Origin of the sequence: Lachnoclostridium sp. An196, assembly GCF_002160135.1 — a bacterium.
In the GTDB taxonomy this organism is placed as follows: Bacteria; Bacillota; Clostridia; order Lachnospirales; family Lachnospiraceae; genus Hominiventricola; species Hominiventricola avistercoris.
Map to the genome: position 1 here is coordinate 46565 of NZ_NFJZ01000008.1, position 17823 is coordinate 64387.

Sequence of the window (17823 nt, forward strand, 5' to 3'; positions counted from 1 at the left end):
CATCCTCTGTTCCAACAGTGCCAAGGAAGAAGATGCGGTCAATTGTGTAAAAGTTTCAATTATTCGGTTACGTAGGTAGGAGCAACCCAGTTGATCAGTTCAGCCGGATCCGTGTCAACATTGTCTGCATCAATCAGCGCCTGCGGAGTTGCAACCGCGCTCGGAAGTTCCTGTCCTCCAAGAGCACGAAGTGTACATTCCGTCGCTACCTGTGCCATATAGTACGGGAACGAGTCCACTGTTGCATCCAATCCGCCATTGCGGATAGACTCATATGCTTCGCCAATACCATCTACGCCTACTACCAGGATATCTGCCTCTGCTTCTCTGACAGCTTCCACAACACCCAGGGCCATATCATCATTGTTGCAGAAGATCGCTTTCAGGTCCGGATTCTGCTGGATCCAGGTTGCCGCCAGATCTTTTGCTTTTGTACGATCCCAGTCCGCATTCTGCTCTGCCCAAACATTCAGACCAGAATTGTTTTCCTCAATCCAATCTTTGAATCCGGCTGTACGCTCACGAGCAGCAAATGCTTTCGCCATGCCGATTACGATAGCGACATCACCTTCATCACCCAGTTTCTCAGAAATCCACTCAGCAGCCAGCTGTCCATTCATATACGCGTTCGGCCCTACATAATGCTGTGCCTGTGCAATCAGACCATCATTTACATTTACAGTTAATACACCCGCATCATTTGCATTCTCCACTGCCGATGTCAGGTTAGAATCAGAGATCGGGCTGAGAAGCAATGCATCTACACCCTGGTTTGTAAGTGTTTCTGTCATGGTCTGCTGTCCGATCTCATCAGACTCATCTGTAGTAGCCTGGATATTAAATGCGAGGCCCGTATCTGCTGATGCCTGCTCATAACCTTCCTGCAAAGTTCTCCAGAACTCATTAGAAAGGGATTTCATAACAACACCGATTTCCCAATCTGAATTTACCGTTACTTCTACTCCGTTTGCTTCGCGAAGCTCATCAATCGTCATAGCATCTTCTGCCTGATCCGGATTAAATTCCAGCTCGTCCACTTCTTCTGCAGACTCCTCTTCTGCCGCATCAGTTGCCTGTTCTGTACTGTCCGATGCAGAATCAGATGTGGTAGAACTGCTGGATGATCCGCATCCCACGACTCCCAGTACCATTGCCGCTGCTAAAAATGTTGCTAAAAACCTCTTTTTCATTTTCAAATCCTCCTTTATTATTGTGTTCTTAGCTCTTTGTGCAAAACCTCTCCCGTTTTACACATTTTATCTCAACATATCCTGGATCAGCTTATTCGTGCTGAGTCCATCATGCTTTGATACAATTTCGCTGATTTTTTCTACCCCCTCCCGGTCAACTTTACTTTTGATTAATTCAAACGCATCCACATTTGCCTGGCATTCGCCTCTTGATTCCTCTCTAATAGGAAAAGTATCAAAGAAAACCACGCCGTCATAATTATATTTTTCAAGATAATAAATAAATTCTGCCGACAATGCAAAGTTTACAGAACCGAATATCAATCCGCTGTCCTTTCTTCCGTATCCGTCGTTCATATGTAGTCCAAACAGCTTTCCTGTTGATGCGGCCAGCGCCAGTCCAAAAGACGGATTATCATGTTTCATTAACATATGGCAGAAATCTAGTGTACATCCCACATTTGGACGATCTACTTCCCTGATTAAATAAAGCGTCATTCCTGCACTGTCCACCAACGCAAATTCACGTTCTTCAAAGGGCTTGTACTCAATACTTATCTTTAAATCCGGTGCATAATCTGCAACTTCCCGCAAACCTTCTATCAATTTTTCCCAATCTTTTTCATAATCTATCTCAAATGGATAATCAAAACCGTCATTTTCGAACCAGAGCGTGATCACGCTTCCCCCGAGTTCTCTGCACACATCACATGCGTCTTTCGACATCTGGATCGCTCGTCTGCGAAGCTTTTCATCTGGATTGGTGAAATCTCCATGAAGGAAATCTTTTCGCCACCTTACTGCCAAACCGTTAACTTTCAACGGTGCAATAGCATCCTTCAGCTCTTCCAAATCATATCCCGCAATGTGTTCCGGATAGTTAAATTCCAGATGTGTAATGCCGCTCATCTCTTTATACGCAGCAATAGCGTCATATACGTTCTGACCTTTAAAAATAAATGAATTGAAACGTCCTGCATAATTCATCGTATTTCCCAACCTCCTTTTTATTATTTTTCATATCTTTTCAACTCTTGATATCATATAATCATATTTATCATTTTCTGTCAATATATTATGAAAAAAATTGGCATTATGCTGAAATTATTTGAAATAATTTGTTAATTATAACCAACATTTTTCACGCATTCCCACTTTTTTCCATGTAGTCCAAGCACAAAAAAAGACGGGCACCGCCCGTCTCAAAATACCGCACCTTTATAGAAGAACAGAAAAGTTCTTATAAAATCTGAAAAGCCGCAACTGCATAAAGAAGAGAAACGCCGCTGAACCCCAAGGTTCCGGATGTAAACAAACTGCAAAGGTTAATCCCCACAGCGCAGGATATTCCCATTGACTCCAGTACCAGATTCACACCGCAGATGGCAATTCCGCCCGCAACTGCCCTCAGGCAGAAATTCAGAATAAATTCGGCCTTATGTTTCACTGCCACAAGAAAAAGCACCACCAGGCAGGCTCCCACGATAACTGCCATACCCATATCTTTTTCCATAATCAATGCCTCTTCGATCTCTTTTTTCTTTAAAATATATGAGGACATCCAAAAAATATGCCCTTCTCTGTATAAATCCGGGAACTGCCGACTATACTTTTAGTAACCCGATATTTCCCAGAACAGGAAGGAAGATGCAGATGAAACGTTCGGAACAGAAAGAAAATATCGATCCCCGCAGAAAGCAGCTCCTGGAAGATATCCGTAAAACCAAGTATGCGCTGGACTGCGCCTATTCCAATTTTGAAAATGTCGTCGACCCGGACCTGATCGACTGTTCCATCTACGAACTGCAGGCGGTACAGATGCGCTACCGTTTTCTGCTCCGCCAGGCGGAACTTCTGGATTCTGTTTCCGGTTGATTTGTGTGAAATTTTGTTTCACACATTTTTTATGTGATTTTACATGTATTTTACCTGATTTTTCGCGCTTTTTACTCCCGGGGAAAACCTTTGTCTAATGTACACAATCATCGGCAGAAATCTTTGTTGTTATGGCGAATTGAATTCCCGGCATACATATGCTAGTATGAAATCAACAGAAGTTCTAGCGTATGGGTAAGGACAAGATGTTACAGGGGTAGCATTTTGTCCTTTTTTCTTGGCAGATCATGTCCCTGCTTTCATACGCGCTTCTGAGTCAAAACATTCATTCTTACTTAAGGAGGAAAAAAGTTTATGAAATTCAAAAGACTGTTATCCGGGCTCCTGGTTACTGCCGCTGCTCTCAGCCTTACCGCCTGCGGCGGCTCCGGCTCTGACTCCGGCTCCGCCGACTCCGCTTCCACCGAAAGCTCCGGCGATGAGGTGGTCATCCATCTCATGATGAGCAATTCCCAGGAACTTGGCGTCAGCGCTGCCGTCGAGGCCTTCAACGAGGAATACGCCGGCCGTATCCGCTGCGAAGCCGACTATGTCGCCTTTGACAACGTCTTCGAAAACCTTGAGGTCCTCATGAGCAACCAGTCTACCGAGTATGATGTGTTCGCCGCAGACGGCCCCAACGTGTCCGCTTATGTTCACCGCGGATATCTGGAACCCCTCAACGAGTGGTTCAGCGATGAGGAAATCGCCATGTTCACCGACTCCATGATCACCGAGGGTACCGTGAACGACCAGTTCTACGGCGCTCCCATGGGCGATTCTTCCCTGGTTCTCTACTACAACACCGCTCTCCTGGAGCAGGCCGGGCTGAATATCGACTTTGAATCTATCACTCCGGAGAACCGTCTGACCTGGGAACAGCTGGTAGACTACGCGCAGCAGGCTCTGGATGTCCTGGATCCCGACGGCTCCAACGGCATCTACGGCATCGAGTTCCAGCAAGTGGGACGTGTTTATCAGATGAATGTCCTTCCCAACTCCCTGGGCGGCGCTCAGATCAGCGATGACGGACTGAGTGTGGACGGGGTCATCAATACCGATCCGTGGTATGAGGCTCTGCAGTTCTATCAGGATAATGTAAACGCAGGCATCTTTACCAGAGGCATCTCCGCTACCGAGACCAGCAGCTACTTCCAGTCCGGACAGATTCTTTTCTATCTGGGTACCACCGCTCTTCCGGCTACCTTTGAAGAGAATGGATTTACGGACTATGGATACACCTATGTTCCCTGCTTTGAAGGACATGAAGACCAGGTAAGAACTTCCTGCGGAAGCTGGACCATCGGCATGAATGTCTACTCCGACAAAAAAGACGCAGCCGCAGAATTCATCAAATACCTGACTCTGTATGATGGAGCGGACGTATATATCAACGCTTCCGGCATGGTTCCGGCACTGACCCGTCAGTTCACCGATGAGCTGATCGCGGAAAAACCGTTTATGGAAATGGCCCAGTATGAGGTTATGAACACCTCCCTGGTACGCGCGATCACTCCGGCATACAACGAGTACTCCACGGCTATGGACGCCATGTGGGACAACATCCGCAACGGCGCGGACATTCATGAATCTGTGGACAACTGTATCGCCGAACTGAACACTGCGTTCGCAGAGTATCAATAAAACATTCCGCAGCGGACTGCGCGTTTCCGCACAGTCCGCCCTCTGCGGGTATCCTTCTAAAGGAAGCTCTGATTTAATCAGCGTTTCCCTAAATATATGAACAACGAAGGAGGGAGAAAGTGACTGAAAGACCAACTCAGGCCGCGCGGCGTAAATTCGCGGTGCCAAGAAAGGTACTGCCCTATCTGATGCTGGCGCCGGCACTGATCATTATCTTTGTATTCAAAATCTATCCGATCGTATCTGTTATGATCACATCCTTTATCCGGGACGGGCAGTTCACGTTCCGGACCTATGAGATCCTTCTGGGAGACCGGACCTTCTGGATGTCTTTGTGGACTACGATCAAAATGAACCTGGTCATGATTCCGCTTCAGATTGTGCTGTCACTGGCGCTGGCGCTTCTGGTAAACTCCACGGTCAAGGGAATCGGGATCTTCCGCAGCATCTACTACCTTCCGGTGACCATGGCAATCTCTGTGGCAGCCATCACCTGGGAGCTTATGGCGAATTACAACAACGGTGTATTTAACAGTCTCTTTACCGCCCTGGGGATCGGACGCCAGGGGCTTTTCACGGATGCCAACCAGGCCCTGTGGTGCATCGTGGTCATGGCAACCTGGAAAGGATGCGGTATGTGGATGATGTATATCCTTGCCGGGCTCAAAGGCGTGGACACCTCCATCTATGAATCCGCCAGGCTGGACGGCGCGGGGTACTTCCGTACTCTGTTCAGCATTACCCTCCCGCTGATCAAGCGAACCATGCTGTTCGTCATTGTCGCCAACACTTCCGCGAACATGCTTCTGTTCGCTCCCATGCAGCTGATTACCGAAGGCGGTCCTCAGAACAGTACCAACGTACTCATGTATGAAGTCTATAAATCCGCTTTCCAGAACGGCAACGCTTCCCGTGCGGGCGCACTGACCACCATCCTTCTGATTATTGTGCTGACTGTGGTCATCATACAGTTCCGCATGCTGAACGAAAAAGAAGAGTAGGAGGACGGACATGACGAAGAAAAATCATACTTTAAAGACTGTACTTTTGTATATCGTCCTGGCCCTCATCGCTGTTATCGCCATCTTCCCGCTCTTTTACATCGTGATGGCGTCCTTCAGGACCAATATCGAAATTTTCGACTATGCGCTTCCATTTACCTGGAAGACCCTGATCCCTCAGGAATGGACTTTTGACAACTATGTCGCAATCTTCGAAGAATTCCATTTCGGGCTGGCTATCCGCAATACTTTGATCGTAGTTGCGGTTCTGGTTCCGCTGTCCTTATGCATCTCCGCTTTGGGCGGGTTTGTATTTGCGTTCTTCGATTTCAAAGGGAAGAACATTCTGTTCGCTCTGTGCCTGATTTCTTTCATGGTGCCCATAGACGCGATCGTACTTCCCCTGTACAACCTGATCTCCAAGCTGGGGCTTGTGAACTCCTACGCATCCCTGATCCTGCCCAGCGCGGCCAGCGGGCTTGCCATGTTTTTGTTCACTCAGTTTTTCAAGGAGATTCCGAAGAGCCTTCTGGAAGCGGCGCGCATCGACGGAGCCAACTGGCTGCAGGTATTTGCGAAAGTCGTACTGCCCCTGTCCATTCCGGTGACGATCACGGCAGGGCTGATGGTATTTGTCAATGAATGGAATAACTTCTTCTGGCCTCTGCTGGTGGCGAGGACGGAAGAATTCCGGACAATCCAGGTAGCGCTGTCCTATTTCCAGGATGAGAACGCGGTATACTTCAGCTACATTTTTGCAGGCTCTGCCATATCGGCCATCGTACCTGTACTTTTGTTCCTGCCGCTGCAGAAATACTTCGTACAGGGCATCACCAGCAGCGGTGTGAAAGGCTGATAATTTTGACAGGCCAGTTTAACTTAGGCTCCGTTGTTTTCCGCATGTTCCTGTCCATTATGTGCAGCGGCGTCCTGGGTCTGGAACGGGAAAACAAAAACCGCCCCGCCGGTTTCCGTACTTATATGCTGGTGAGTCTGGGAGCATGCATCACCATGCTGCTTGGTCAGTATGAATTTTACTGCATATCCGGTCTCACCTCCCTGGATGTCTCCCGATTCGGCGCACAGGTTATCAACGGAATCGGTTTTTTAGGAGCGGGCTCCATCATTGTAACTGCGCATCAGGAAGTCAAAGGCCTGACTACTGCCGCCGGACTCTGGGCTTCCGCCTGTATGGGGCTTGCCATCGGCGCGGGAAATTATATGTGCGCTCTGATCGGGTTCGGATTAATTATCATCTGTTTCCGTCTTCTGCCTTATATTGAAAGGCACCTGATGAGTAATTCCAAAAATATGAACGTCTTTTTGGAATTTGATGAACTGACGCATATCCACCCTATCCTGACACTGATAAAAGAACAGAATATCCAGATCTATGAAGTGGAGATCATGAGTGAAAAAGGCATGCCTGCTGATTATCCGGCCGCTATTTTTTCCCTTCGGCTGGATCGGAAACAGAATCATGCGCCGATTATCGCGTTTCTGTCAGATCTGGAATATGTTTTACGGATTGAGGAGATTTGAGGACATAACATGATGCTGGAATTTCTTGATATTGTCAGAGGCACCGATTTTCTTTCCACTTTGTGTAAACTGCTTACCGCGGTACTCTGCGGAGGAGTCATCGGCATTGAAAGGGCATACAAACGGCGGCCTGCCGGTTTTCGTACACATATCCTGATCAGCCTGGGATCGGCGATCACCACCCTGACCAGCCAGTTTCTTGTTACAGATCTGGAACTGGCCGCAGATCCCGGACGGCTGGGCGCCCAGGTTGTCGCAGGCATCGGATTTATCGGAGCCGGTACCATCATCGTGTCAAAACGCAGCCGGGTAAAAGGCCTGACCACTGCCGCCGGACTCTGGACGACCGCTACGGTAGGTCTGGCTGTCGGCATGGGTTTTTATGAATGCAGCATCATGGCAACCTTGTTAATTTTATTTGCCGAACTGGTCCTGAGCCGGCTGGAAAACCTTCTCCGGACCAGACTGGCAGAGCTGAATCTTTACATTGAATATACCGGAGCCGGATATTTATATCGTCTTCTGGAATATTTCAAGCGGGAAAACATCCGGATTTTAGATATAGAAATCATCAAGAAAACAAAAAAAGACGACAAAAAAAATATCGCTATTTTTACCGTACAACTGCATAAAAATCTCTGTCAGTCAGATATTATAGACGGCGTGTCTGCTTTCCCGCAGACTATCACGGTGGAAATCATATAACAGCTGCTCTGACAAACATTTTTACATTCCAGCAGAACTATACAATTTGAGGATAAGACCATGAAATCAGACTTGAAAAACATTTTAGCAAAAAATCCAATTATTGCATCTCTTTGCCGGGAAAGCGACCTGGACGACCTGTGTCTGTCCAACGTGAGGATCGCCTTCATACTGTATGGAGATCTTCAATCTCTCCCGTCAATCGCTTCACGAATTAAGAAAGCCAATATCCTGCCATTCATTCATATTGACTTTATTGACGGGCTGTCCGCCAAAGAAGCTGCTGTCGATTTTATCAAGTACTATACCTGCGCGGCAGGGATCGTGACAACCAAAAACGCGCAGATTAAGCGGGCGAGGACTCTGGAACTGTACTGTATCCAGCGATTTTTTGTATTCGACGCCATTTCTCAGAATAATATCCGCACACAGATCGCGGCATGCAATGCAGACGCCATAGAAATCCTTCCTGGCGTTATTCCGAGCGTAATCCGTGACCTGTCCTCCGACTGCCGGCTGCCTTTTATTACAGGAGGCTTTATAAATTCTCAGAAAGAGGTGGAAACTGCGCTTCACTGCGGTGCTTCCAACATCACCACTTCCATTCCGAATCTGTGGTTCACCTAGCATTTATTGACTTCTCCTACCTCCTGTGCTAATCTGTAAATAATGGTTTTAAGCGCAGAAATATAAGGAAACAGAGGTAATCAAATGGAAAAGAAGAAATTTTATATGACCACCGCGATTGCTTATACTTCCGGGAAACCTCACATCGGCAATACTTATGAGATCGTCCTGGCAGACAGTATCGCACGCTATAAACGCTTTGAGGGTTATGACGTTTTTTTTCAGACCGGCACCGATGAGCACGGCCTGAAGATTGAACAGAAAGCGGAAGCAGCAGGGATCACTCCGAAAGAATATGTAGATCAAGTAGCCGGACAGATCAAAGAAATCTGGGATCTGATGAATACTTCCTATGACAAGTTCATCCGTACCACCGACTCGGACCACGAAGCGCAGGTACAGAAAATATTTAAATATCTCTACGACAAAGGAGATATCTACAAAGGATACTATGAAGGCATGTACTGCACTCCCTGCGAATCCTTCTTCACGGAATCCCAGTTGGTAGACGGCAAATGCCCGGACTGCGGACGGGAAGTCCAGCCGGCTAAGGAAGAAGCATATTTCTTCCGTATGAGCAAGTATGCGGATCGTCTGATCGATTATATAAATACCCATCCGGAGTTTATCCAGCCGGTCTCCAGAAAGAACGAAATGATGAACAACTTCCTGCTGCCCGGTCTGCAGGATCTGTGTGTATCCAGGACTTCCTTCACCTGGGGCATTCCTGTTACTTTCGATCCCAAACATGTCATCTACGTATGGCTGGACGCGCTAACAAACTATATCACCGGCATCGGTTACGACTGCGAAGGAGAAAGCAGCGATTTATTCAAAAAGAATTGGCCTGCCGATCTGCATCTGATCGGAAAAGATATCATCCGTTTCCATACAATTTACTGGCCGATCTTCCTGATGGCTCTGGATCTCCCTCTGCCGAAGCAGGTATTCGGCCATCCATGGCTCCTGCAAGGTGATGGCAAGATGAGCAAATCCAAAGGAAACGTTCTCTATGCAGATGAACTGGCAGATTTCTTCGGCGTAGATGCTGTACGTTATTTTGTCCTGCATGAAATGCCTTTTGAAAACGATGGCGTCATCACATGGGAACTTATGGTGGAACGGCTGAATTCCGAACTGGCAAACACGCTGGGCAATCTGGTAAACCGCACGATCTCCATGTCCAATAAGTATTTCGGCGGAACCGTCACACAGACCGGCGCCGCAGAAGAAGTAGATGAGGACCTGAAGAAAACAGTTCTGAACACTTTGACAAAAGTCACAGACAAAATGGACCAGCTGCGTGTGGCAGACGCGCTTACCGAGATCTTCGCGCTGTTCAAACGCTGCAATAAATATATTGATGAAACCATGCCCTGGGCGCTGGCAAAAGACGAGACAAAAAAAGACCGGCTGTCAGAAGTTCTCTACAATCTGGTAGAAAGTATCAGTTATGGAGCAACTCTTCTGGAGTCGTTCATGCCGTCTACTTCCCGCAGGATTCTGGAACAGCTGAACGCCGAACCGCGCACAATTGAGCAGATGAATCATTTCGGGCTTTACCGGTCCGGCGCTAAAGTAACCGATAAGCCGGAGATCCTGTTCGCAAGAATGGACATCAAAGAAGTACTGGAAAAAGTAGAAGCACGCAAAGCTGCGGAAGAAGCGGCCAAAGCGCCGAAAGAACCTGTCATTGACATTGAGCCCAAGGAAAACATTTCTTACGACGATTTTGCAAGACTGCAGTTCCAGGTGGGAGAGATCATCTCCTGCGAGGCAGTTCCGAAAGCAGACAAGCTGCTCTGCTCCCAGGTAAAAGTCGGCAGCCAGGTACGCCAGATCGTTTCCGGAATCCGCAATACCTACTCTCCAGAAGAAATGGTTGGCAAAAAGGTAATGGTGCTGGTAAATCTGGAACCCAGAAAGATTCGTGGTCTCGTGTCCGAAGGCATGCTTCTGTGTGCGGAGGATGAGAATGGAAACCTTTCTCTGGTAACGCCGGAAAAAGAGATGCCGGCAGGCGCGGAGATTTCTTGATTAGATATTATCATACTCATAAAAAATGACATCAGGGAACAGATTCCGCCTTGAAATCTGTTCCCTGGTATCGTATAATACACCATCCTGTCACCAGCGCGGAAATCATTCCCAGTGACAGCAAGACACTAATGACTTTTCTTTTCATTTTTTCTTTCCTCCCTGTATCTGTATTTTGTATGGATAGTTGCAGGCGTCAGCAATTTTTCCCGTTTCTGATGCCTGTAAAAATTATATCTTGTGCAATATTTTCATTCAATTCAAGATAATTGCCATCATTTTTAAAATATTTGTCAAAAAGCAAAAACTTGTATTCAAAAAAATGCACTTTTTTGTCAATCGCAAAAAAGTGCATATCTCTGTTTCCGTCCGCATATATTTATCTGACAAACTTTCAGGAGTGACTGCATATGTACAGATGCCTTGCGGCAGGGATGGTTCTGCTGCTTACCATACATACCTCTGTCTTTTCCTGGTTCCTCCGCCTGGGCCAGGATTTCCAGGATTACGCCATGGAAATGTTCCGCCATGAACTGTCCTCAGATACTCTGAGCCTGCACTACATGCTGGCGGAGCCTTCTGCTTACGGGATCCGTGAAGAAGAACCCACACTTGGAGATTTTTCCGCGGAAGCGAGAGCCGAAGAACACACCTGGCTGGCCTCATGCCGCGATCGTCTGGATGAATATCTGGGGAAAAAACTCGACAAAGAAGAACAGTTCGCCGCGGCTCTCCTGTCCTGGTGGGTTGACGCCCAGCTGACACTGGAAGATTTTTATTATTATCAGGAGCCCCTGGGACCTGCCCTCGGTACCCAGGCCCAGCTTCCCATACTGCTGGCAGAATACTCTTTCCGGAATCGGGAAGATATTGATACTTATCTTAAGCTTCTCGCTGAACTTCCTGATTATTTCATGCAGATCGCCCGATTTGAAGAAGAGAAATCCAGTGCCGGGCTCTTTATGACAGATGAAACCCTGGATCAGATATTAAATCAGTGCCGTTCCATCATGGAAATTGACAACGAACATTTCCTTGTCACCACCTTCGCCGAACGGTTGGAAGCCTGCAGCTTTCTGGATGCGGATCAGAAGATTTCCTATGAAGTGCAGAATCTGAATGCGCTGAACCAATATTTCCGTCCCGCGTACCAGCAGCTCTGTCTGGCCCTGGAAAAGCTTCGCGGAACCGGTGTCAACACCGGCGGTCTCTACTATACGCCGGACGGTATTTCTTATTATGAATACCTTCTGCGTTATTCTATTGGAACGGATCTCAGCGTGCCGGTTATCCGCCGTATGCTGGAAGAACAGATCGCAGACGACTATGAGACGATCCTTTTCGCCATCCACGAGGGAGCCGACGTTTTAAATCTGACCAGGAGCGTTCCTTCCGCCAGTTCCGCGGACGAGATACTGGAAGATCTGACGGTCCGGATTCAAGATGATTTTCCCGAAATTCCGGAAGACATATCCTGGCAGGTCAAGGAAGTCCCGGAGTCTTTAGAGGACTGGCTCAGTCCCGCTTTTTACATGGTCCCCGCGCTGGATCTGCCGGAAGAAAACAATATCTACATCAATCCGTCCTATGAACCGGACTCTAAAGAACTGATCACTACTCTGGCGCACGAAGGTTATCCGGGCCATCTGTACCAGAATACGTTTGAACGGGCAGGCGCGTATGCCCCGATCCGTTCCATGGTCTATGTGGGAGGGTATACAGAAGGATGGGGACTGTACAGCGAATTCTATGCCTACGATTTCCTGGGCCTTACCGAAACAGAAGCCGGTTTCCTGCGGGCACTTTCATCCCTGAATTATGCCATCTGCGCCACTCTGGATCTGGCTGTCCATACGGAAGGATGGACAGAGGAAGAATGCCGGAACTACCTTTCTTCTTTCGGCGTCACTGATGAAGAGCAGGTCCGTGCTCTTTACACAGATATACTGGAAGAGCCTTCCAACTATCTGAAATATTATCTGGGATATCTGGAAATCTGCAGACTAAAAGAGAGCGCGCTGGCACTCTCCCCGGAAATTTCCATATCAGATTTTCATGAATGGTTCCTGACCACAGGACCTGCGCCCTTTTTCCTCCTGGAAGAACAGCTAAACCTCCTGGAAATATCCCCGGATCTTTTCCAGGGCGCGGGCGAGGACGTCCATCTCCTCTCCGCCCAGCCCTTCCATAACCGTCTGAACCATCTTTTTATGATAAGCGGCATGACGCCGGTAGACCTTCCTGCCCTTCTCGGTCAGAGAGAGCAGGACGACCCGCTTGTCCTCCGCGCTGCGGATGCGTGAGACATAGCCCTTCTTCACCAGATTGTTGATGGCGGTAGTCAATGTGCCTACCGTCACCGACATCTTCTTCGCCACGGTGGACATGTTTCTGGGCTCCGCGATTCCGACCGCGTCGATGATATGCACGTCATTGATAGAGATCTCTTTGAACGCGCCGGTAATCAACGCGCGGTTCTCTGCGTCCATAATCTCATTAAATGTCATTACTAGCAGCTGATTCAACAGTTCTTCCCGGTTCATGCCTCACCTTCTTCACAGAAATTCATCTTATCTGGTGCAAGTATAGCATAATTTTCTTTTCTCTTCAACGCCGGAGAAATCACCCCATCATCCCCGCCAGCACCACGCTGGCGGCCAGACCTCCAAAGGTGGCCGCCAGTGCTCCGGCCAGGGTCCAGCGGGTCTTCGTCACTTTCGCGGTCAGAAAATAGACGCTCATAGTATAGAAGATCGTCTCCGTGCATCCCATCATGATCGACGCCAGTGTTCCGATATAGGAATCTGTCCCATAAGACTTATAGATGTCTATCACCATGGAGGATGCGGCCGAAGAGGAAAACATCCGGATCAATGTCAGAGGAACCAGCTCCGCCGGAAAGTGCAGAAAGGATGCCGCAGGAGCCAGAAGGCCGGATATCAGATCCAGAAATCCCGACGCCCGCAGCATCCCCACGGCAACCATCAGCCCCACCAGAGTCGGCATAATCTTCAGGACGATCTTCAGCCCGCCCGCGGCTCCGGCGACGAACTCATCATATACCTGTACTTTTTCCGTCAGGCCATAGGCGATCAGATAAAAGATCACAAACGGAATCATAAAATCCGAGAGAAAATAGAAAAACTCCAAACGATTCTCCTCATTTCTCTTTTTTTTAACTTATTCCGCAAAGATTCATTTTATGATTTCTTTCAGACTTTCCGCGATCCGGCTCTCCGCTGCCGCTGCTTCCGCTCTGTCCGGAGCGCTCACCGAAATATAAGCTTTCAGCTTCGGCTCTGTACCGGAAGGACGGATCACCACAGAGCAGTTGTCCTCCAGCAGGAATTTCAGCACGTCCGACTTGGGAAGACCGTCCAGCCCGTCCGCGTAATCCAGGCAGCGTTCCACTTTTTTCGGCCCGATATGTGTCAGACCCGCGCGGAATGCTTTCATGATCTCCTGCATCTTCGCGAACCCCGCCGATCCGTCAAACTCATAAGAATGCAGCGTATTCAGACAGAATCCATAAGTACGGTACAGTTCCTCCAGTTTTTCCAGCAGGCTGACGCCTTTCGTCTTATAGTACGCAAACATCTCGCAGATCAGGAACGCGCCGTCCACAGCGTCCTTGTCTCTGACGTAGGAGCCGCTCAGATATCCGTAGCTCTCCTCGAATCCGAAGATATAAGAATCCGCTTTTCCCTTCTTCTCCAGAAGCCCGATCTGTTCTCCTATAAATTTGAATCCGGTCAGCACATTGACCGTCCGCACGCCATAATGGGCCGCGATACGCTCTGCCATATCAATGGTCACGATGGACTTCACCGCCACCGGATCCTCCGGCATCGTCCCCATCTCCCTGCGGCGGGAACAGATATAGTCCAGAAGAAGCATGCCTGTCTCATTTCCGGACAGAAGCACATATTCCCCATCCTGGTTTTTCACCGCGATGCCTACCCGGTCGCAGTCCGGATCCGTGGCCAGCAGAAGATCTGCCTGGTATTTTGCGGCATATTCCATGCCCAGCGCCATCGCCTCCCGGATCTCGGGATTCGGATACGGACAGGTCGGGAAATGGCCGTCCGGCTGTTCCTGTTCTCTGACCACGGTGATATTCGTGTATCCGCTTTCTTTTAAAGTGCGGAGCACCGGTTTTAATCCGGTTCCGTTAAGCGGAGAGTAAACGATCGCCACATCCTTGTCCACCGGCGTCTTTTCATCCAGCATGGACTGGCCTTTTACCGCTTCCACAAACGCCGTATAGACATCTTCCCCGATATAATGAATCTTTCCTTCATCCACACCTTTCTGAAAGTCCATGGTCTGTACTTCTTTGAAAATATCCAGTTTCTCAATCTCACCCAGAATTTCTGCCGCTGCTTCCGTCGTGATCTGGCAGCCGTCCGCTCCGTAAACTTTATATCCGTTGTACTTGGACGGATTGTGGGAAGCCGTCACCATGATTCCCGCCGCGCAGTTCAGATTCCTCACCGCAAAAGACAGGCACGGAGTGGGCATCAGCTGCGGATAAATATACACCTGAATATCGTTGGCCGCGAATACTCCGGACGCCACCTGCGCGAACAGATCCGATTTGATGCGGGAATCATAGCTTACCGCGATCTTCCTCGCGCCGCCTTCATAATGTTTTTTCACATAATCCGCCAGTCCCTGGGACGCTTTTGCCACCGTATGCACATTCATCCGGTTGGTTCCCGCGCCGATCACGCCGCGCAGCCCGCCGGTTCCAAAAGCCAGATCCCGATAAAACGCGTCTTCAATCCGTGCTCCGTCTCCTTCTATTTCCTGAAGTTCTTTCACCACATCCGGATCCGCCTTGGCATTCTCCCGCCAGATCCGGTACTGCTCCATGATTCTGCTCTCTTCCATCTGTCTCCTCCTAACAACTTACCTTCAGCATCTGCGCCCTGCCGTGTATTTTTAGCGGCACGGAATCCGCCGGCAGGAACAGGCAGTCCCCTTTAAAAAAATTCAGCGACTCTCCGTTTTCCTCAAAAAGCACGCCGCATCCGCCGATACACAGCAGTACCTGAAAAGAATTGCTCCCCGTACGGATATCCGCCATCTCCCGATAGCGTTCCGTATTGATCAGCTGCCGCTCCACCTGAAAATATTTACACCTGCATAAAAGCTCCGACGCGCATCCCTTTTTGTATCTCAGCACGCGCATGGGCTGTCTGGGTTCCGCGCTGCCATGCAGATTGGCCACTTCCAGCGCTTTCTCAATATGGAGTTCTCTATGTCTGCCGTACTTGTCCACCCGGTTGTAATCGTACATCCGGTACGTCAGATTGGAACTTTCCTGGACCTCCGCGATCAGAGCGCCCGCTCCGATGGCGTGCACCGTCCCTGCCTCGATATAAAAGACGTCGTCCTTTTTTACGGGAACTTTCTGAAGATATTTTTCCACCGTCCCCTGCTCCAGACTCTGCCGAAGCGTTTCCTTATCTATGTCATGATAAAAACCGTATATGAGCCGGGCGTCCTTCGTGGCGTCCATCACATACCACATCTCTGTCTTCCCCAGAGAACCGTTCTCATGCTCGCGGGCATAATCGTCGTCCGGATGCACCTGCACCGACAGGTCCTGCCTGGCGTCGATAAACTTGATCAGGATCGGCAGCTCTCCGTCCGTATGCGGATGGGTACCCAGATATTCCGGATGCTCCTTCAGCACCTCTGTCAGAAGCTTTCCCGCATGTTCCCCGCTGGCCGCCAGGCTGGGACCATCCGGATGCGTGGAGCATTCCCAGGTCTCCGCCAGAGGTTCCAGATCGATCCCTTTCGCGAAATCATCATTGAGCCTGCTGCCGCCCCACAGATAGTCCTTCCCGGCCGGTTTCAGCAGAAAAGGACGGTTATACTTCCAGTTCGTATTTTTGTTTGTCATGGACGCTGATCTCCTTGCCTAACTGTACCTCGATCACTTTCAGCTCTGTGTCGGCGATAATCGTATGGCGGCATCCCGCCTGCATGGTCACCACGTCCCCGGCCTTCACCGGCTGTTCCATACCGTCCACAATGGTCCTGCCCTCTCCGGAGATCACGGTCCACACTTCGTCCCGCCGTTCATGGCTGTGATAATTCATGCGGTGGCCCGGATTCAGCACCACCTTGATCGTCATGCTCTCATCCTCGATATCCAGCACCCGGAAACTGCCCCAGGATTTTTCCGCAAACATGATCTGCTGATCGATCTGGTCCACAAACGGCTTGATATAGCTGGACTGTTCTTTATCCGATACCAGGATTCCCTCCGGACTGGCGGACACCACCACGTCTTTCAGACCCATGCAGAGCACCGGCACATCCAGTTCATTGACCACATGCACATTCTCACAGTTTTCATTGAAGATCGCCTGACCCACGCTGGCGTCCTCCATAGCCTCCGTAAGCGTATTCCAGGTACCCAGATCCTTCCATTGTCCGGAGAAACGCATGACCTGGATATCCTTTTCCTTCTCCACCACCGCATAGTCAAAGCTGATCTTCGTAAGCCCCTCATATTTGGAGAACAGATCTTCGTAATCCGTAAAATCGATCAGTTCATGGGCGCGTTGAAGCACATACTTCAGCTTATAGGCGAATACGCCTCCATTCCACAGGGCGCCCTGGCGTATATATTCTTTCGCCGTCTTCGCGTCCGGTTTCTCCTTGAAAGTATCCACCCGGCTTACTTTTTCCTTGTCCGCCGGTATAATATAACCGTACTTTTCACTGGGATAGGTAGGCTCCACTCCCATGAGCACCAGATTGGCGTCTCCGGTCTCGGCGAGCCTGCCCAGTTCCTTTAATGCTTCAAAATAATCCTGGTCCACATAAGGGTCCACCGGGCAGACGACCACAGCCTCCTCTTCCGATATGCCTTTCACATCATGGAGATACGCGGTTGCCAGCGCGATCGCCGGGAACGTGTCCCTGCGGCAGGGTTCCACACAGACACCCACCCCCTCGCCCAGCTGGTTGTGGATCGCGGATACCTGGGTCTTGCTGGTGGCGATCGTCACCGTGGCGTCCGGATCCACGGAACGGATCTGGCGGTATACCCGCTGTACCATGGACTCATATTCTCCGTCCTCTTTCTTGAAGATCTTGATAAACTGTTTGGAACGGATATCGTTGGAAAGGGGCCAGAGACGCTTTCCGGATCCGCCGGATAATAATACAATATTCATATA

16 protein-coding genes and 1 pseudogene are annotated in these 17823 nt (G+C 49.3%); 9 read left to right on the forward strand and 8 right to left on the reverse strand.

From position 1 onward, the window contains the following. Window positions 1-59: 59 nt before the first annotated feature. The 3 genes from B5F29_RS10275 to B5F29_RS10285 all read right to left on the reverse strand — a co-directional run bounded on the left by B5F29_RS10275 (window position 60) and on the right by B5F29_RS10285 (window position 2703). The gene (locus tag B5F29_RS10275) at window positions 60-1190 is read right to left on the reverse strand and encodes a sugar ABC transporter substrate-binding protein (RefSeq protein ID WP_087154551.1); all 1131 of its coding nucleotides are present in this window, start codon (window positions 1188-1190) and stop codon (window positions 60-62) included. Between the two features lie 66 nt (window positions 1191-1256). Beyond that, entirely contained in the window at window positions 1257-2177 is a 921-nt protein-coding gene (locus B5F29_RS10280) for a sugar phosphate isomerase/epimerase family protein (RefSeq protein ID WP_087154552.1), read from the reverse strand. A gap of 253 nt (window positions 2178-2430) precedes the next feature. Continuing rightward, window positions 2431-2703: a pro-sigmaK processing inhibitor BofA family protein gene (locus B5F29_RS10285; protein WP_087154673.1), complete on the reverse strand. Its 273-nt coding sequence runs from the start codon at window positions 2701-2703 to the stop codon at window positions 2431-2433. A 140-nt stretch (window positions 2704-2843) separates the two neighbouring features. Between B5F29_RS10285 and B5F29_RS10290 the strand changes: the two genes are divergently transcribed. From B5F29_RS10290 to B5F29_RS16845, 9 genes and pseudogenes are all read left to right on the forward strand, one after another. Continuing rightward, on the forward strand, window positions 2844-3065 hold the full coding sequence (locus B5F29_RS10290; RefSeq protein ID WP_087154674.1) for a YaaL family protein: 222 nt from the start codon (window positions 2844-2846) through the stop codon (window positions 3063-3065). Between the two features lie 315 nt (window positions 3066-3380). Beyond that, window positions 3381-4709, forward strand: coding sequence for an ABC transporter substrate-binding protein (locus B5F29_RS10295; RefSeq protein ID WP_087154553.1), 1329 nt, complete (start codon window positions 3381-3383; stop codon window positions 4707-4709). A 119-nt stretch (window positions 4710-4828) separates the two neighbouring features. Continuing rightward, window positions 4829-5710, forward strand: a complete 882-nt coding sequence (locus B5F29_RS10300; protein WP_242955638.1) for a carbohydrate ABC transporter permease — start codon at window positions 4829-4831, stop codon at window positions 5708-5710. A 10-nt stretch (window positions 5711-5720) separates the two neighbouring features. After that, entirely contained in the window at window positions 5721-6566 is an 846-nt protein-coding gene (locus B5F29_RS10305; protein WP_087154554.1) for a carbohydrate ABC transporter permease, read from the forward strand. A gap of 5 nt (window positions 6567-6571) precedes the next feature. Further along, window positions 6572-7252 carry an MgtC/SapB family protein gene (locus B5F29_RS10310; protein WP_242955639.1) on the forward strand — a complete coding sequence of 227 codons (681 nt, stop codon included), beginning with the start codon at window positions 6572-6574 and terminating at the stop codon, window positions 7250-7252. Window positions 7253-7261: 9 nt separating this feature from the next. Then, the gene (locus B5F29_RS10315; RefSeq protein ID WP_087154556.1) at window positions 7262-7957 is read left to right on the forward strand and encodes an MgtC/SapB family protein; all 696 of its coding nucleotides are present in this window, start codon (window positions 7262-7264) and stop codon (window positions 7955-7957) included. Between the two features lie 60 nt (window positions 7958-8017). Further along, window positions 8018-8584 carry a glycerol-3-phosphate responsive antiterminator gene (locus tag B5F29_RS10320; protein WP_087154557.1) on the forward strand — a complete coding sequence of 189 codons (567 nt, stop codon included), beginning with the start codon at window positions 8018-8020 and terminating at the stop codon, window positions 8582-8584. 84 nt (window positions 8585-8668) lie between these two features. Then, entirely contained in the window at window positions 8669-10621 is a 1953-nt protein-coding gene (metG, locus tag B5F29_RS10325) for a methionine--tRNA ligase (protein ID WP_087154558.1), read from the forward strand. Window positions 10622-11184: 563 nt separating this feature from the next. Then, window positions 11185-12720: pseudogene (locus B5F29_RS16845) on the forward strand (DUF885 domain-containing protein); the annotation flags it as partial. 9 nt (window positions 12721-12729) lie between these two features. Here B5F29_RS16845 and B5F29_RS10335 read toward each other — a convergent pair. The 5 genes from B5F29_RS10335 to B5F29_RS10355 form a co-directional block, all read right to left on the reverse strand. Then, window positions 12730-13164 (reverse strand): MarR family winged helix-turn-helix transcriptional regulator, encoded by a 435-nt coding sequence (locus B5F29_RS10335; protein WP_087154560.1) that lies wholly within the window; start codon window positions 13162-13164, stop codon window positions 12730-12732. A gap of 79 nt (window positions 13165-13243) precedes the next feature. Further along, a complete protein-coding gene (locus tag B5F29_RS10340; RefSeq protein ID WP_087154561.1) occupies window positions 13244-13771 on the reverse strand; it encodes a spore maturation protein in 528 nt (175 codons plus the stop codon). A gap of 45 nt (window positions 13772-13816) precedes the next feature. Continuing rightward, entirely contained in the window at window positions 13817-15514 is a 1698-nt protein-coding gene (locus B5F29_RS10345) for a phospho-sugar mutase (protein WP_087154562.1), read from the reverse strand. A 10-nt stretch (window positions 15515-15524) separates the two neighbouring features. After that, on the reverse strand, window positions 15525-16535 hold the full coding sequence (locus B5F29_RS10350; RefSeq protein ID WP_087154563.1) for a type I phosphomannose isomerase catalytic subunit: 1011 nt from the start codon (window positions 16533-16535) through the stop codon (window positions 15525-15527). Beyond that, the gene (locus B5F29_RS10355; RefSeq protein ID WP_087154564.1) at window positions 16504-17820 is read right to left on the reverse strand and encodes a sugar phosphate nucleotidyltransferase; all 1317 of its coding nucleotides are present in this window, start codon (window positions 17818-17820) and stop codon (window positions 16504-16506) included. The genes B5F29_RS10350 and B5F29_RS10355 overlap by 32 nt, the downstream gene beginning before the upstream one ends. Window positions 17821-17823: the final 3 nt, after the last annotated feature.

Coding starts and splice junctions, on each gene's coding strand:
- B5F29_RS10275 (WP_087154551.1), bottom strand. CDS start 1,190: ATGAAAAAGAGGTTTTTAGCAACATTTTTAGCAGCGGCAATGGTACTG.
- B5F29_RS10280 (WP_087154552.1), bottom strand. CDS start 2,177: ATGAATTATGCAGGACGTTTCAATTCATTTATTTTTAAAGGTCAGAAC.
- B5F29_RS10285 (WP_087154673.1), bottom strand. CDS start 2,703: ATGGAAAAAGATATGGGTATGGCAGTTATCGTGGGAGCCTGCCTGGTG.
- B5F29_RS10290 (WP_087154674.1), top strand. CDS start 2,844: ATGAAACGTTCGGAACAGAAAGAAAATATCGATCCCCGCAGAAAGCAG.
- B5F29_RS10295 (WP_087154553.1), top strand. CDS start 3,381: ATGAAATTCAAAAGACTGTTATCCGGGCTCCTGGTTACTGCCGCTGCT.
- B5F29_RS10305 (WP_087154554.1), top strand. CDS start 5,721: ATGACGAAGAAAAATCATACTTTAAAGACTGTACTTTTGTATATCGTC.
- B5F29_RS10315 (WP_087154556.1), top strand. CDS start 7,262: ATGATGCTGGAATTTCTTGATATTGTCAGAGGCACCGATTTTCTTTCC.
- B5F29_RS10320 (WP_087154557.1), top strand. CDS start 8,018: ATGAAATCAGACTTGAAAAACATTTTAGCAAAAAATCCAATTATTGCA.
- metG (WP_087154558.1), top strand. CDS start 8,669: ATGGAAAAGAAGAAATTTTATATGACCACCGCGATTGCTTATACTTCC.
- B5F29_RS10335 (WP_087154560.1), bottom strand. CDS start 13,164: ATGAACCGGGAAGAACTGTTGAATCAGCTGCTAGTAATGACATTTAAT.
- B5F29_RS10345 (WP_087154562.1), bottom strand. CDS start 15,514: ATGGAAGAGAGCAGAATCATGGAGCAGTACCGGATCTGGCGGGAGAAT.
- B5F29_RS10350 (WP_087154563.1), bottom strand. CDS start 16,535: ATGACAAACAAAAATACGAACTGGAAGTATAACCGTCCTTTTCTGCTG.
- B5F29_RS10355 (WP_087154564.1), bottom strand. CDS start 17,820: ATGAATATTGTATTATTATCCGGCGGATCCGGAAAGCGTCTCTGGCCC.